The following is a 15683-nucleotide window of genomic DNA, read 5'->3' as shown; positions in this document are numbered from 1 at the left end:
GACACCATTAGCTCTTCTAAATTAGCAAACCATCTCTCACAGAATGCACAGAAGCCCACAGAAAAGATTTTTAATTCCGTGTAATTCTGTGGAATCCGTGAGAAATAAATTTACTGGTGTAATTACGGATAATCGTATTATTATAAAAACAATCTAAGTTATTTAAAAAATAGCCGCATTAGGGACCCTAACATGAAATTTTACAATAACTTAATCATTCCATAGAAATGAATTATCCTTTCCTTGCAATCCTATTGCACTGGATTAATAGGTATATTTGTAGAAGATGAAGCTTGTCGAGGTCATATTGCGTTATTATTTGCTGGCTATTATGCTCATACCATGTGCTGATGGAGAAGCTTTGGTTAGGCATGATGATGCAGATGTGCTTGTGGCCAGCCAAGAGGATGGACATCAGCACAGTTCCGGTGAAGACGACTGCTCTCCTTTGTGTGTATGCCATTGCTGCCATATCCATTTCACGATTGCCCAAGACGTCGACATCAAATTTGTCCAATCATACCGGAGCGTCCACAGCACGCTCGATAATGACCTCCATAGTAATTATATTTTTGATTTTTTGAAGCCCCCAAGGCGCGAATTCTCCTGATAAAAAGGACTATTGTGTCCTCCTTAAAGTCTTTTAAGGACTTCACTGTCCCAAACTTATTCGTTAGGCCTACTTCCATTGTCATAAAACCGAACTTTCAGAAGGTTTTATGTAAAGTCGTATGATCGACGGGGTAACAAGTTGGGACGGTTATTTACACCAGATTTTAAACACATCGCTTTTATGGCTGCTGTCACTAGGCTGTATTCTTAGAAGGATATCGCTTATTATGAAGTCAGAGAAGCCGCAGATCATCAAACACATATGATTAATAAGCTTATTGCATTCTCTATCAATAATAAGCTCATTATTACCCTGTTTACGGTTGCCTTAATAGTGGCGGGAATTTGGAGCATGCGCCAGGTTCCTATCGATGCAGTACCTGATATTACCAACAATCAGGTACAGGTCATCACCCAGGCTCCCAATTTGGGGACAGAAGATATTGAGCAGTTTATCACTTATCCCGTGGAATTGGCCATGGCCAATCTGCCCGGAGTAGTGGAAGTAAGGTCCGTTTCCCGGTTTGGACTTTCTTTGGTCACCATCGTCTTCGAAGACAAACAGGGCACTTATCTGCCCAGACAATTGGTGGCCGAAAAACTGAACGAAGTACGGGAAGAAATTCCCCAAGGCTTTGGAGACCCCATGATCGGACCGATTTCTACGGGCTTGGGTGAAATATACCAGTATACCTTAGAAGTAGAAGAGGAGTTCAAAGACCAATTCAGCGCGACGGAACTAAGAACCATTCAGGACTGGATCATCCGTCGCCAAATGGCCATGGTTCAGGGGGTGGTCGAAGTGAATGCCTTTGGTGGAAACATCAAACAATATGAGGTGGCCGTGGCACCGGACGAGCTCCGCGCCATCGGCATCAGTATAGGTGATATTTATACGGCCTTACACAAAAACAATCAGAATACAGGAGGAGCTTATATCGAGCGAAACCATCAAGCCAATTTCATTCGGGGGGAAGGCCTGGTCAGAAACATCGATGAAATAAAGAACATCGTCATTGCCAACCAAGAAGGATTTCCCATCCGCATCAAGGATGTAGCAGATGTACGCTATGGAAAAGCCGTACGCTATGGCGCGTTTACCAAAAACGGGGAAGGGGAAGCTGTCGGAGGCATGATCCTGATGCTCAAAGGCGCCAATTCCGACCAGGTGATCAATGCGGTAAAAGAACGCATCGGCCAAATACAACAATCCTTACCGGAAGGAATATCCATCAAACCGTTTTTGGACCGGAGTAAATTGGTGGAAAACACCACCCAAACGGTGACTTCCAACCTTTTGGAAGGCGGACTGATTGTGATCTTTGTGCTGGTACTTTTACTCGGCAACTGGAGGGGCGGCCTGATTGTGGCTTCTACCATCCCGCTGAGCTTGCTGTTTGCCTTTATCCTAATGAATGCATTTGGCGTCTGGGCAAACCTGATGAGCTTGGGAGCCATTGATTTTGGAATTATCGTGGATGGAGCGGTCATTATCGTCGAAAGCACCGTGTTTTTGCTGCATCAAAAGGTTCTTAGTGGCAGCAGGATTACATCAAGTATAAGAAATAAGGTAACCACTGAGGCTTCCAAAAGGATGATGAATTCGGCCTTTTTCGGTCAGCTTATCATCCTGATTGTATTCTTGCCGATTTTGGCACTGGAGGGAGTAGAAGGTAAGATGTTCCAGCCCATGGCCCTCACCTTTATTTTCGCCATGGTAGGAGCCATGCTGCTTTGTTTGACCTATGTGCCCATGGTTTCTTCGGTTTTTATCAGGGTTAAGTCCAATGCAAAACCTGGAATCGGGGACAAGGTAGTTAGCTGGTTACAGCGTGTTTATGAACCTGCTTTGAACAAGGCCTTGAAATACGGTAAATGGGTCCTTGCCTCTGCCGTGCTGTTGTTTTCACTTTCTGTATTTATGTTCAGCAGGATGGGCGGGGAGTTTATTCCCCAATTGGACGAGGGGGATATTGCTTTTCACATCATATTGCAGCCAGGAAGTTCCCTTGCAGAGTCCCTTGAAACATCCACGCAGATTGAGAACATCATCTTGGACAATTTTCCGGAGGTGGAACAGGTAATGAGCCGGTTTGGGGTAGCAGATGTACCCACCGATCCCATGCCCATGGATATTGGTGATTCCTTTATTATCCTAAAACCAAAAGAGGAGTGGGTTTCCGCTGATTCTAAGGAGGATCTGATCGAAAAAATCAAGGAAAAAATCAGTGTGGTTCCGGGAGTAAACTATGAATTCACACAGCCCATAGAAATGCGCTTCAATGAGCTTCTGACGGGAGTAAGGGAGGATATCGCGATAAAACTCTATGGTGAAGACCTGGATGTCCTGGCCCAAAAGGCCAATGAGATAGGGGCATTGATAGGGGGAATCGAAGGGGTAGCCGATATGAGGGTAGAGGCCACCACTGGACTCCCACAAATGACCGTGGCCTATGACCGCGACAAATTGGCCCAATATGACCTGAACGTAGAAGACCTGAATACGGTAGTCCAAACGGCATTTGCCGGAAAAAAAGCAGGTTCTATTTTTGAAGGGGAAAAACGATTTGACTTGGTGGTACGCTTGGACACCCTGTACAGAACCGAGATCAATGACCTCAAAAACCTCTACGTCAATACCAGCCACGGAGCCCAGATCCCACTGAAAGAAGTGGCAGAAATCAGCTACCAACCGGGCCCTATGCAGATCAGCCGGGACAATACCAATCGCCGGACCTATGTAGGAATCAATGTGCGGGGTAGGGATATTAAGTCGTTGGTTGAAGAAATAAAGGAAAAACTTGACGCTGGGTTAAGTCTGCCCGCAGGATATTATATCCGCTATGGAGGTGCTTTTGAAAACCTGGAACGCGCCACCGAGCGCTTAAAAATGGTTGTACCGATTGCGCTGGCTTCCATATTTTTGTTGATATTCTTTGCTTTGGGATCATTGAAACAGTCATTGATGATTTACATAGCGATTCCACTGTCTACCATAGGCGGGATTTTTTCGCTATGGCTAAGGGATATGCCTTTCAGCATTTCTGCAGGAGTGGGCTTTATCGTACTTTTTGGAGTGGCCGTGTTGAATGGCCTGGTAATGATCAATGGCCTCAATGAACTTAAGCAAGAGGGAGTTTCCAATTTAACAGAGCGCATAAAGGACGGGACCAAAAGAAGGATACGTCCGATTTTGTTGACGGCTTTGACCGATATCCTCGGCTTTTTACCCATGGCCATTTCTGCCTCTGCCGGAGCTGAAGTCCAGCGCCCTTTGGCCACCGTGGTCATTGGTGGGCTGGTGACCAGCACCTTGTTGACCCTGTTCATTTTGCCCATTCTTTACCAATGGGTAGAACGACGGGAGCTAAAACTGAAGCCCAAGTTGGCCAGTTATACTGTTTTGGCAGTTTTCCTGGTTATTTCGATTCCTAAAGGGTATTCCCAATCCATGGAAAAGCCCATTCCTTTGGACTTGGACCAGGCCATAAAAATGGCGAAAGAACGCTATCCTTTGCTCAAAAGCAGTGAGCTGGAGATCGAGAAACAAAGCGCCTTAAAAAAGGCAAGTTGGGATATGGGCAACACACAAGTATTTACCGGCGGAGAAGAACTCAAAGAGGGCGTTGGAGTATATACCAAAGTAGGGATATCACAACAACAGATGGACTTGTTCGGAGCCCCTGCAAAACTGAAATACCAGCGCCAAAAGGTGGTATTGGCAGAAGCAGCCCGTAATTTGACAGCCGCCGCACTGGTCAAGGAACTGAGCATGGCCTATTCCGAAGTCTATATTACCCAGAAGCGTCATCAACTGATGTCCCAGATGGATTCCTTATTTCAACAGTTTGAAAGGGCTGCCAGGGTAAGGTATGAAACGGAGGCCAGCAGCAAACTTGAATGGCTTTCCGCCCAAAGTCAGGCAAAACAGGCTACTATCCAACTGCACCAGGCCCAAAGTGATTATCTCATGGCTGTCCAGAAATTCAACCTCTGGCTGGTAAGCGACACTGTTTTTACGGCAAAGATGATCGGAGAACAGCGGATGTTAGATACCTTTCAGGGAAATAAACTTGCCTTGGTGGAACACCCCAGCCTCAACTTGGCCAATGAAAAAAGACAGCTTGCCCAAGCTGGTATAAATAAGGCCAGCGCAGGTTATTTGCCCAAAATCAATGCCCAGTATGGTTGGCAGGAGGTGAATGAGGTAAGGGGATACAGCTCTTTTCAAATAGGACTGAATATTCCTTTGGCTTTTCACCAGACCCAGGCCGAAGTAAAAGCCGCCAAGCTCAGTGCTTCACAAGCCGAGCAGTTCTATCAAAATGAGCGGTTGGAACTAAGGACAGCTTATGCAAACGCCTATGAGCAAGTGGTGAAATGGAAGGCTTCGTACGAATTTTACACCAAAGAAGCCCTTCCGCTATCCATAGAACAGGAAAATGCCGCCGTCTTGTCCTATTCAGAAGGGGCCATCGATTATATCACCTTTATCCAAAACATCCAAGATGTTATCAAAATCAAGTTGGGAGCCTTGGAAACACTGGACCGGTATCTTCAAAGTAAAATCAGTTTGGCCTATTACGAGAATCCCTTAAACCAAAAGTGAAATGAAAATCAATTCCATATATATCATTTGTTTAACGGCATTAGTGTTTGCCTGTAGTCCTTCGGACAAAGAACACCATATTGAATCAGAGTCAACAGAAGAACGGGACCATGAAGGGATGGTAGAACTTTCAGCCGAACAAGTTCAGTCATTGGCCCTTAAGTTTGAAAAAGTACCTAGAAGAACGCTTAGTGCACTGGTGGAAGCTAATGGTGTGCTGGAAGTGCCACCACAGAATGAAGCCACCATTACAGCCATATTGGGCGCCAACATAGCTTCCATCAAAGTGATCGAAGGAGATAAGGTAACTAAAGGACAGGTACTTGCTTCCCTTAGCCATCCCGACCTGATCAGATTACAGATGGATTTTCAACAAAACTATCATCAGTTGGAATATCTGGAAAGTGAATTCTCGCGTCAGGCTACCCTTTATGAAAAAGAAGTGGGATCAGGCAGGGACCTACAAAAAATCAAAGCAGAATTGGCCTCCCTTCGTGCCAATGTCAAGGGACTGGAAAGCCAGCTTAAACTTCTGGGGATCCCTGTACAAAAGATCCAGGAAGGGGAAATCATGGAATCAGTCCCGGTCAAAAGCCCTATTGGCGGTTATATTAAAAAGGTAAAAGTAAAGACCGGTCAATTTGTGTCACCACAGACCAGTATGTTTGAGGTGGTCAATATAGACCATATCCATGCCGACCTAATGGTGTTTGAAAAGGATGTCTATAAAGTAAAGGAAGGGCAAAAGGTAAGGTTCAAAGTACAGACTTTACCTGAGGACGAAATGCTGGCAGAAATCTATGCCGTGGGAAAATCCTTTGAGGAGCAGCCCAAAGCGGTCCATATCCATGCCGAGATCGAAAACAAAAAAGGACTACTGATTCCAGGAATGTACGTAAGAGGCCAGGTGATCACCGAAGAACTGCCACAACTTGCTGTAAAGGAAGGGGCGATGGTCAAGGAAGGGGAAAAGTACTTGCTCTTTGCCGCTGAAAAAGAAGGCGACCACTGGAGCTTCAAGCCAGTGGAAGTAGTGCCACTTATCCAGGACGGAGAATGGAGTGGAATCAGCTTCTTAAATGCGGCTGATTCCACCAAGCAGTATGTCACCAATAAGGCTTACTATATTCTTGCAGAGATGAAAAAAGGAGAGGGAGGGCATCACCATTAACCCCATTGAAGAACCATACTGCCAAATCCCGGCCTGTTAATACAAAGGCCGGGATTTATCCCTTCAGAAAATTCAGTTTAAGATACCATAAGGGGAAAAGAGATGAATATTCTGAGAGGCCAAAGAACATAGAGAGGGAAATATTAACCAAGGATGAAAAGGCTGAACACGGATATATTTATCTGATGTGCTTTTCAAATTTTTCATTTCTTCCTTAATTTTTCGGTAAGGCAATAGATTGGGTGTTTGAAAATCTTTAGCAAAACAAAAAAATAAGTGTAAATATGTGTAATTCGTGGACTACGATCATCCCCTCTAGAAACCTTGCTTAATTTCTAATCTACGAAGTGTGAAAAAGGTGAAATTGTTCTAGGAGGACACAGAACATGGAGAAGGAATTTATTGTAAAATGATTGCTAAATTGATTTAACAATGATTAAATTTAGTCTCTACAAAAATCATAAAGCATGTTGCACTTTAGAATATCAGGAAATCTACTTATCCCCATACTTTTTACATTGCTATTATTGCCCTGCTTCGGCAATGCCCAACAGCTGGGGGTAGGGGCTGAAAAGCCAGCAGATGCGCAATGGTTGTTTGACGGGTCCAGGGAGATGCTGGATGACAAATGGACTTATTGGGAAGGCCCACGGCTAAAAGCGTCTTTGCCCATAAAATGGCAGTTGTCGGATGACCCCGTTGCTGGTGGAAAAGTGTTGAATACTTTTGATGAAGCCGCAGCGAATGGACTGTATGGTGCTGCTGACATTGTGACCAAGGAAAAATTCCGTGACTTTCGACTGCACATTGAATTCTTGATTCCCCATAAAGGGGGAAACAGCGGGGTATATTTACAAAACCGTTATGAAATCCAGGTATTGGACGGTGATACCACTTCCCATGGCATGGGGGCTATTATCAATGAAAAAGCCGCCCCTTATGAAATATACAATGGATTGGGGAAATGGAATGCCTATGATATTCAGTTCAGGGCTGCCCGCTTCGATAAAGCAGGAAAACTCAAAGAAAAAGCCTTGGTAACCATCTATTTCAATGGCACCAAAATCCATGAAAATGAATCTATCCAGCAGGTCTGGGGAGGACCGAGTTCCGGTCTGGACGGTGGCAATGATGGAGGCAAAGGAATCACAGATAGACCCGGAGGGCTCAAACTGCAGTCAGAAGGGCATGAGGTGCTGTATAGGAATATATGGATCGAAAACGTCAAACTAAAAAAATCCAACACAGACTTTTGAATAAATCATTCCCTCATCCCCGGCTTGTATCTCCACAGGCCTGATATCATCAAGGATGAAACTCTGCTGCAATTCCTTAAAATGAAGAAAATGAAGATAACGTTCTGTGAGGAAACAGAACGTGGAGAGGAGGTAGAATAATACATCTGTGTTTATCTGTATTCATCTGTGGTCAATATCCCTTTTAACTTAGTAGCATTGACTTACCCACAGGGCGGGATCAATAAGTGTCCACCGGAAAAAACACCGAAGCAACGACAAATGCCAGAATGGAAACGATAAACCCAAACATGAATACGGTATAACTTTTTCTTAGCAAAACATATTTTTTGGCAAGCACCTTGCCCAAATAATAAATATCCCGGGTCATACTGCCATAGAGGAATTCCTCATCCACCATCATTTTCTGCATGGCCACTTCGTATTCCTTGCGGTCCATCTTATGAAAATTACCGAAATACAGAAGGTTGGCGGTTTTATTATCAATCGCTTCCTGGGTCACATTACCGGAGGTCACGTTGGGGCGGGTCGCTAAAATGGCAAACACCATGGTGACCAAACTTGTGCTCAACAAAAGAACGGTGGGAATGATATAATTCGGATATTCCTCCAGCTTTCTCAGCAGTACAGAGACGATAATGGTCAAAATAATCGAATTGACTGAAATCATGATATTTGCCTTATTGTCCGCAATGGAGGAGAGTTCCAGGTGGTTCCTTGAAGTGGTCCGAAATAAGGTTTCCACGCCCCGCTCGGTACCTTTCTTTTTCTTGCTCTTTTTCTTTTTAGCTGGTTTTATGGATTCAGTTTCTTCAATTTTTTGTGCCATAAGTGTCATGTTTTCTTGTTTGCCCTGGGCAAAATGTTGTTGGCTATAGGCCGTATGATATTGATGTTTTGCGAGAAAGATAAGATTGGATTTCAACCAGGAAAGTATATCCACATCCAACTGTTTCAATGCCAGTAATTCTTCCCTCAACTGTAATGACCTATCATAATAAGTAGGCTTCGCCAAATGGGAGAGATCGGCATCACAAAGAATTTGTTCTATTAATGTTTCAGGACTTTGGGGCATTTGTGTTGCCCTGATGCATTTACTCACTTTTTTGACAAATTCTTCGCCGTAACCTTCTTTTCTCAGAAAGTCTCCCGCCAATGCTGCCCCTTCGCTCTCGTGGTTTTCCAATTTTGACTTGGTCCAGCAGCCCACATCATGAAACCATGCAGCCGTCAATAAAGCCAATTTGTCTTCCTGATGGAGCGTATATCCCTTAGCTATCTCCTTGGCTGCCAGTACCACATCTACGGTATGTTCAAGATTATGGTATTTGAAAAGGCGGTTATTGCACTGATTGGACAGCTTTCTAACGTACTCCTCGATTTTTTGAAGCAAATTATTTTTGGTTTCCTCCATGCTTAAAAGTACTTTGGATGAACTAATTTTACCAGCATTATTTTACTAAAGTAATGAAAAGCTATAAGTTTCTATTTTATGTCTTTTTTATCGTTACCACTTCTTGTGGTTGGAGGGAAAAACGGTTTGATGGAGATTACCAAAGTCCACAAACTTATGATTTGAACCAGCCTGTAAAAATGGTCCTCCCACAACTACTAGATGAAATATCCGGTCTCACCATAGGGGAAAACGGCCATATCTGGGCTATTCAGGATGAGGCCTCTGTGGTATACGAACTGAAATGGCCTGACAATAAGATTTTACGGAAATCCAAATTCGCTAAAAACATGGATACCGAGGATATCTTATTTACGCAAAAAGGCCTCTTTGCCCTTAAAAGCAATGGGGATATTTACGAGGTAACGGACATTTTCACTGATAAAGCCAATTCCCTTAAACACGATTTTCCCTTTGAAGGAAAGAGGGATCTCGAAAGTTTGGCCCAATTTGATGAAAATACCCTGCTTTTGTACTGTAAAGAGTGTAAATTGGATAAGGATGACAATGTGGCCAGTGGTTTTTTCTTTGACCTGGGTTCAAAACAGTTTAGAGAAGCGAAAGGCTTTAAACTGACGGAGAAGAAAATGAGAAAATTGCTCACGGAAAAAGATACGTTCAAACTTACCGTAAAACCTTCTGCCATCGCCCTGCACCCTATAGAAAAAAAACTGTACGTGCTGTCATCGGTGGGTAAGTGGCTGTTGATCAAGGACCGCTTTGGGGACATGGAAAAACTTTACCGACTAAACCCCAGAGTATTTAAACAAGCGGAAGGAATATGCTTCAGTAATAATGGAGATATGTTTATCTCGAACGAGGCCCAAGATGGTAATGCCAATATTTTGATGTTCGCTTACAAGCCTTAACCCTATGAATAAAATCCTACTTATCCTTGGCCTCTATTTCTTAAGCCTGGCAGGCCTTCAAGCACAGACCTTGGAGCACAGGATTTACCTGATCGGTGATGGGGGAGAATTGGAAGATGGGATCCATCCAGTAACTGATTTGGTCATCGACATGATCCAAGAGGATTCCGTAAAGACCCCGTCCAGTGTGATTTTATTGGGGGATAATATCTATCCAAAAGGCTTTCCAGAGCAGGGTGACATTCACCTTGCTGAAAGTGAGCTGATACTGGAAAGACAAATCCGTCTTGCCGATCTGGTCAAGGGACAAGTATGGGTAATCCCTGGAAACCATGACTGGGAAAAGGGAGGGAAAAATGGATTACAAGCGGTACTCAGGGCCCAACAATACTTAGATTCCCTGCAACTAAATAACTTACGGTGGGTACCCCGAGATGGATGCCCAGGACCCTATTTATATCGTCTCAACCATAATGCTGCCATCATTTTTATCGACAGTCAATGGTGGTTGCAAGACGACTATAGCAAACCCTCAGTGGATTCGGACTGTGAATTCAAATCGGACGAGGAATTTCTGGCAGCAGTGGAAGATTTGGTATTGTCCAATAAAGACAAAGCAGTTTTTCTCGCCATGCACCACCCCATAAAGTCTTTTGGGGAACACAATGGGGCCTTTAGTTGGAAGGACCATATTTTTCCTTTCACCGCCATTAATCCTGATCTCTACATCCCTTTGCCTCTCATTGGCTCTATTTATCCTTTGTACAGAACCTATTTGGGCAATATTCAGGACCTTCCGCATCCACGGTACAGGGAATTGACCCATCGTATCAGTGATATTCTGAAAAATCACCCAAGGGCAGTAGTGCTTTCAGGACATGAGCACGCGCTGCAATATACCATTGACGAAAACCAGACACACCATATCGTTAGTGGGGCTGGAGCCAAAGGAAGCCTGATAAGAAAACAGGAGGAAGCCAGTTTCACCTACGGCCAGCAAGGTTTTGCCACGCTTGACCTTTATTCAGATGGTCAAACTGCGCTATCATTTTTTAGTACGGACAAAGGCCTTGTTCCTATCTACCAGGAAACCATCCTGCCCAAAAACCCCAGACATAATTCCACAAGAGAGGATGTGAGGAGGGCTTTCGAAGATTCTATCACTGTGGCGGTGAGTGATCAGTATCAGGCTTCTCCGGCGGGGAAAAAATGGTACGGTACCAACTACCGTCAAGAATGGGGACAAGCTGTTACCTTTAGGACTTTTGACCTTATTAAAGAGCGGATGAGGATTGTAAAAAGGGGAGGGGGCATGCAGACCAGGTCCCTAAGGCTGGCGGATACTTCCGGTAGAGAATTTGTCCTGCGTTCTGTAGAAAAATATCCCGAATCAGCGATTCCCAAAGTTTTGCGAAAAACCGTGGCCAATGACATCGTTCAGGACCAGATATCAGCATCACATCCTTATGGTGCTCTGATCATTCCACCGTTGGCAGAGGCTGCCAAAGTGTATCATACCGAACCAGAATTGGTATGGCTTCCTGATGATCCTGCTTTGGGAATTTACCAAGATGATTTTGGAGGTGCAGTGTACCTGTTTGAAGAGCGGGAAATCCAACCGGACAACCTTGAAGACGAAGATTATAAGTTCTACAGTACGGACAAAATGCTCCGGAAACGCTTGGAAGACCAAGATTATGAGTTGGACCAAAAGAAAATCCTCAGAGCCCGCCTACTGGACCTGTTCATTGGGGATTGGGACCGTCATGACGACCAGTGGAGATGGATAGGTCTGGAAACCAAAAAAGGAAGGGAATTCGTGCCAGTTCCGAGGGACAGGGACCAGGCATTTTTTGTAAACGAAGGCATATTGCCCAAAATAGCCAGCAGAAAATGGATTATGCCCAAATTCCAGGGCTTTAGCTATGAATTACGTGATGTAAACGGTTTTATGTTTAACGGAAGGTATTTTGACCGATCATTTTTAAATGATTTGGACAGAGAAGACTGGGAAGAGGAAGTGGATAAATTCATCCAAAGAATGGATGATGGAGTCATTGAAAAAGCCGTTCAAAGACTGCCCAAAAACATCTATCAGTATAGCGGAAAGGAAGTAGCGGACAAGCTAAAGCACCGCAAAAACTGGCTGAAAGAAGAAGCCCTGACCTATTATGACTTTATTTCAAAAAACGTAGATGTATACGGCACTTATAAGGATGAACTGTTTGAAATTAGACATGAACCGGATGGAAAAGTTGATGTAGAGGTCAGTAAGATTTCCAAAAAAGGCAATGTCAAACAAAAAATATTCAACCGTAAATTTGATCCAGCAGTAACCCGGGAAATACGGCTTTATGGATTGGACGGAGAGGATCAATTCGATATTACAGGGGAGGGACCTGGAAAGATCAAAGTCAGGCTGATGAGCGGCTTTAAGCCGGACCAAATCATCGACCAAAGTAACTTGGAAAAAAGGGCCAACCTTATTTATCAATGGCAGCAAGAGCCCGACCTGCTGATGCGTGGCAACTCGTCCAAAATCCTTTATTCTAAAAATTCAAGTGTCTTTAATTACGAAAGAAAAGCTTTCCAATATGACAAGTTAATGCCTTTGGTATCGCTAGAGTATAATGTGGATGACGGTATATTTTTAGGAGGGGGAGTGCAATGGACCAAGCAAGGATTCCGAAAATCACCTTACTCCCTAAAACAAAGCATCAAAGGCAATATTGCGGTCAAAACGGGATCAAAGAACCTCTATTATAAAGGCCATGCAGTAGACCTTTTGGGAACCTTGGATTTGGAATGGGACGCGGCCATCAAGGCTCCTGATTATGTCAATAATTTCTTTGGATATGGAAATGAGCGTTCTGAATTTATGAAAGATGAATTTGGGGCAAGATATTACAGGGTACGATATAATCAGATCAATTTGAATACCTGGCTGAGGAAAGACTTTGGGGAGAATATCGCTTTTAAATTCGGTCCCTTGCTTCAGCGAACAAAGATGGATGAGGAGGATAATATAGGGAAGTACATTAACTCCGATGCCCAAACGGATATTGATATCGACCAATTGAACAGATCCAAGCTTTATGCCGGTGCCAATGTCCAACTGGCCATTGACAATACAGACCATCCCAACCTACCCAACCGGGGAGTAAGGTTCCTGCAGGACTTGAGCTATTATGGAGGGATAAATGAAAACAGCAATACTCTTGGTGAGATGGTTTCAGAGCTTTCCTTGTACTGGAGCAGACGTGTTCCTTCCTTGGTTACCTGGGCAACTAAGTTAGGCGCAGGGCTTAACTGGGGAGAGTATGAGTTTTTCCAAGCACAGGCTTTGGGTGGGCAAAACAATTTGAGGGGCTATCGCAGAAGCCGTTATATGGGTGATGCAATGCTCTATAATAATACAGAAGCCAGAATCAGATTTGACAACTTGACTACCCGTCTATTTCCGGCCAGCTTGGGCATGACAGTGTTCCATGACATTGGCAGGGTGTGGTTTGAGGATGAAAACTCCTCAAAATGGCACAACAGCTACGGAGTAGGGCTTTGGCTTGCTCCAATGAACCTAATGGTGCTATCTGCAACCGTGGCCATTGGAGAGGAGGAAGTGTTGCCCACTTTTACTTTTGGCTTCCAGTTTTAAGCTGTCCAAGTGAATTCCTTTCTGAGATTTCAGAAAACTGGGGTTCCCCAATGGCTACCCTGATCGCTTTAAGACCGTTGATGCCTTGAAGATCTTCCAAGTCCACACTTTCGACCTCTTCTCCCAAAAGTCCTTTTACCTGTAAGTATCCTATATAATCCATATACTCTTCGGCTTCTTTTGGCTGGGAATAGATAATAGCAATCGTTCCTGGCTGGGTCAGCCTTTCCTTACTGTTTTTGATCAAAGCTTTATCTATCCGTTTTTTCATGATTTCATAGCGGATATTATATGCTCCTTCCACATCAAACTTTCGTTCATCCATTCTAAAGCTAATGGAAAGCGGTGAATTGTGAACCAGTAGCAACTGGGTAGTTTCCAGTTTTATAGGAAGTTTATCCAGCAAAGAGTGGCTTATAAAAGCACTTTCACACAAAGTACTTAACTGCCATAATTTCAGGTTTTTAAGATAAATAGGGTCAAAAGACCTGTCCTTCACCAGGGATTGACCGATGTAAATATTATAGTCGATGCCATCGGTTTTATATTTCTCAAAATAATGGGGAAACATCTTTTGCGCCTCCACTTGGGCCGTATCGATATGTTGGCTTATCGCCTTGTTGATCATGTTCAGGCTTTGCTCAAATTCATTCCTGTTTTTGTGCATCAGTCCCATTTCCGGATCCAGCTGTTCAAAGTAATCAGCAATCTGCTCCTGCAGTTCGGGGTGTATCTGCTGTAAATGCCTGAACAAGGGCTGAAGGTCATTCAGAACAAAGAAATTAATCCTCGACTCATCATCGGCAACCAAGATCAATTGGATGTCTTCCAGCATTTGCTGGATTTTATACTTCATTTTTTCCAGGACGGGAAGAGGAGTCAGTTCATAAGCAGCCTCCACAATATCCTGACTCAACTGTAGCTGTTGCCGAAGATCCTTTTGTATCGATTCCAGACGTGTGGATGAAGAATTACGGATATCAACCGCAGCGTACAGCGGATAAACCTGGTCAAACACTACTGGCTGAAGGGCTGACTTCAGGCCGTTTTCCTGATCCATGATTTTCTGTACAGCCACTTCATGAAACTTCCATTCGATAGACGGCTGGATAGCGGTGTAATTTTTTCGGATAATGTGTTGCACCTGATATTCAAACTGCTTCATGTTTTTCTGAAGCGCCATGGCTAATGGCTGGTTGATACCTTTCAGTTTTTCTAGCTTCATGGCGTTTAGGGTACCTTTTTCCAAGGCGCAGACTTCCAGTACCCCCACCAAATTATCTCCGTATTTCAGCGGCACTATAATTACCTCACTGATACCCATTTCGTTGATCACCGCAAAGGCATTTCGGGAATCTTCACAGTCACCAATGCTAAAATCATCCAGGAATACCGGATCTTCCACATTGGAAAGGAAATTAATGACACTTTCATAACTCTTGTCACACCCCTCTTCACACAAATGACGGATCAAAAAGCTGTTGGAAAGTCTTCTGTCTGAAAGTAAATATTTGTCATCAAACTTTTGGAACGCAGCAACTCCTACTTTGATTTCAGCATTGTCCAGTAAGCTTTTCACACTCTGGTCTACAATCTCCAAAAATTTGGGAGAGGAAAAGTCACTTTCCTTCAGTAGCTGCTGGTTCAGTTCGGAAATAGTCTCAGTAGCCGTAAAATCTTTTAATTCGATAATGGAAAAGCCCGAAAACCTGAAATTTTCCAATGGCAATAGTTCCCGCCATTTTTCCATCTCCGTGCCACAGGAAGCAGTCACCGAGCAGGAATTCATGACGGTCTTCAGATCAGGAAGTTCCATGTCCGTAAAGACGTCCACATAAGTTGAATTGATGTCCGAATAGAAGTACTTATTGATCTGCTGGGCATCTTTTATCTTGTAGACCAAGGAATTTTCAGCTTTTAAATCCAGGTCATAAAATTTCTTGAGGATGATTCTATACGCATGGGAAAGTTTGGAATATTGCATTTCCTCTTTTTTGTCCCTCATGGAAGAAAGTGAAAATGCGTCTGGGCACATAAAACGTTCCTCAAAACCCGGTG

At 43.8% G+C, this 15683-nt stretch carries 8 protein-coding genes; 6 read left to right on the top strand and 2 right to left on the bottom strand.

The features are described from left to right. Positions 1 to 286: 286 nt before the first annotated feature. The 4 genes from ACYVAA_RS19525 to ACYVAA_RS19510 all read left to right on the top strand — a co-directional run bounded on the left by ACYVAA_RS19525 (position 287) and on the right by ACYVAA_RS19510 (position 7648). The gene (locus ACYVAA_RS19525) at positions 287 to 610 is read left to right on the top strand and encodes a DUF6660 family protein (RefSeq protein ID WP_460544999.1); all 324 of its coding nucleotides are present in this window, start codon (positions 287 to 289) and stop codon (positions 608 to 610) included. A 264-nt stretch (positions 611 to 874) separates the two neighbouring features. Continuing rightward, positions 875 to 5221 carry a CusA/CzcA family heavy metal efflux RND transporter gene (locus tag ACYVAA_RS19520; RefSeq protein ID WP_460544997.1) on the top strand — a complete coding sequence of 1449 codons (4347 nt, stop codon included), beginning with the start codon at positions 875 to 877 and terminating at the stop codon, positions 5219 to 5221. Position 5222: 1 nt separating this feature from the next. Then, on the top strand, positions 5223 to 6392 hold the full coding sequence (locus tag ACYVAA_RS19515; RefSeq protein ID WP_460544995.1) for an efflux RND transporter periplasmic adaptor subunit: 1170 nt from the start codon (positions 5223 to 5225) through the stop codon (positions 6390 to 6392). 467 nt (positions 6393 to 6859) lie between these two features. Beyond that, positions 6860 to 7648: a 3-keto-disaccharide hydrolase gene (locus tag ACYVAA_RS19510; protein WP_460544993.1), complete on the top strand. Its 789-nt coding sequence runs from the start codon at positions 6860 to 6862 to the stop codon at positions 7646 to 7648. 220 nt (positions 7649 to 7868) lie between these two features. Here the strand turns inward: ACYVAA_RS19510 and ACYVAA_RS19505 are convergent, their stop codons facing one another. Then, positions 7869 to 9062: a Pycsar system effector family protein gene (locus tag ACYVAA_RS19505; RefSeq protein ID WP_460544991.1), complete on the bottom strand. Its 1194-nt coding sequence runs from the start codon at positions 9060 to 9062 to the stop codon at positions 7869 to 7871. Positions 9063 to 9115: 53 nt separating this feature from the next. On the opposite strand from ACYVAA_RS19505, the gene ACYVAA_RS19500 reads away from it, so the two are divergent. Both ACYVAA_RS19500 and ACYVAA_RS19495 read left to right on the top strand, forming a co-directional pair. After that, on the top strand, positions 9116 to 9970 hold the full coding sequence (locus ACYVAA_RS19500; protein ID WP_460544989.1) for an SdiA-regulated domain-containing protein: 855 nt from the start codon (positions 9116 to 9118) through the stop codon (positions 9968 to 9970). Positions 9971 to 9974: 4 nt separating this feature from the next. Next, on the top strand, positions 9975 to 13625 hold the full coding sequence (locus ACYVAA_RS19495; RefSeq protein WP_460544987.1) for a bifunctional metallophosphoesterase/BamA family protein: 3651 nt from the start codon (positions 9975 to 9977) through the stop codon (positions 13623 to 13625). Here the strand turns inward: ACYVAA_RS19495 and ACYVAA_RS19490 are convergent. Further along, on the bottom strand, positions 13603 to 15683 hold a 2081-nt coding region (locus ACYVAA_RS19490; RefSeq protein ID WP_460544985.1), incomplete at its 5' end, for a hypothetical protein. The genes ACYVAA_RS19495 and ACYVAA_RS19490 overlap by 23 nt on opposite strands.

It is taken from the genome of Echinicola sediminis, assembly GCF_054777495.1.
Note: the sequence above shows the minus strand (reverse complement) of the source record. Positions and strands in the feature narration are given on the sequence as shown.

What these genes read in the sequence shown, in the direction of transcription:
- ACYVAA_RS19500 (WP_460544989.1), top strand. Translation starts at nt 9,116, where the DNA reads ATGAAAAGCTATAAGTTTCTATTTTATGTCTTTTTTATCGTTACCACT.
- ACYVAA_RS19510 (WP_460544993.1), top strand. Translation starts at nt 6,860, where the DNA reads ATGTTGCACTTTAGAATATCAGGAAATCTACTTATCCCCATACTTTTT.
- ACYVAA_RS19525 (WP_460544999.1), top strand. Translation starts at nt 287, where the DNA reads ATGAAGCTTGTCGAGGTCATATTGCGTTATTATTTGCTGGCTATTATG.
- ACYVAA_RS19515 (WP_460544995.1), top strand. Translation starts at nt 5,223, where the DNA reads ATGAAAATCAATTCCATATATATCATTTGTTTAACGGCATTAGTGTTT.
- ACYVAA_RS19520 (WP_460544997.1), top strand. Translation starts at nt 875, where the DNA reads ATGATTAATAAGCTTATTGCATTCTCTATCAATAATAAGCTCATTATT.
- ACYVAA_RS19505 (WP_460544991.1), bottom strand. Translation starts at nt 9,062, where the DNA reads ATGGAGGAAACCAAAAATAATTTGCTTCAAAAAATCGAGGAGTACGTT.
- ACYVAA_RS19495 (WP_460544987.1), top strand. Translation starts at nt 9,975, where the DNA reads ATGAATAAAATCCTACTTATCCTTGGCCTCTATTTCTTAAGCCTGGCA.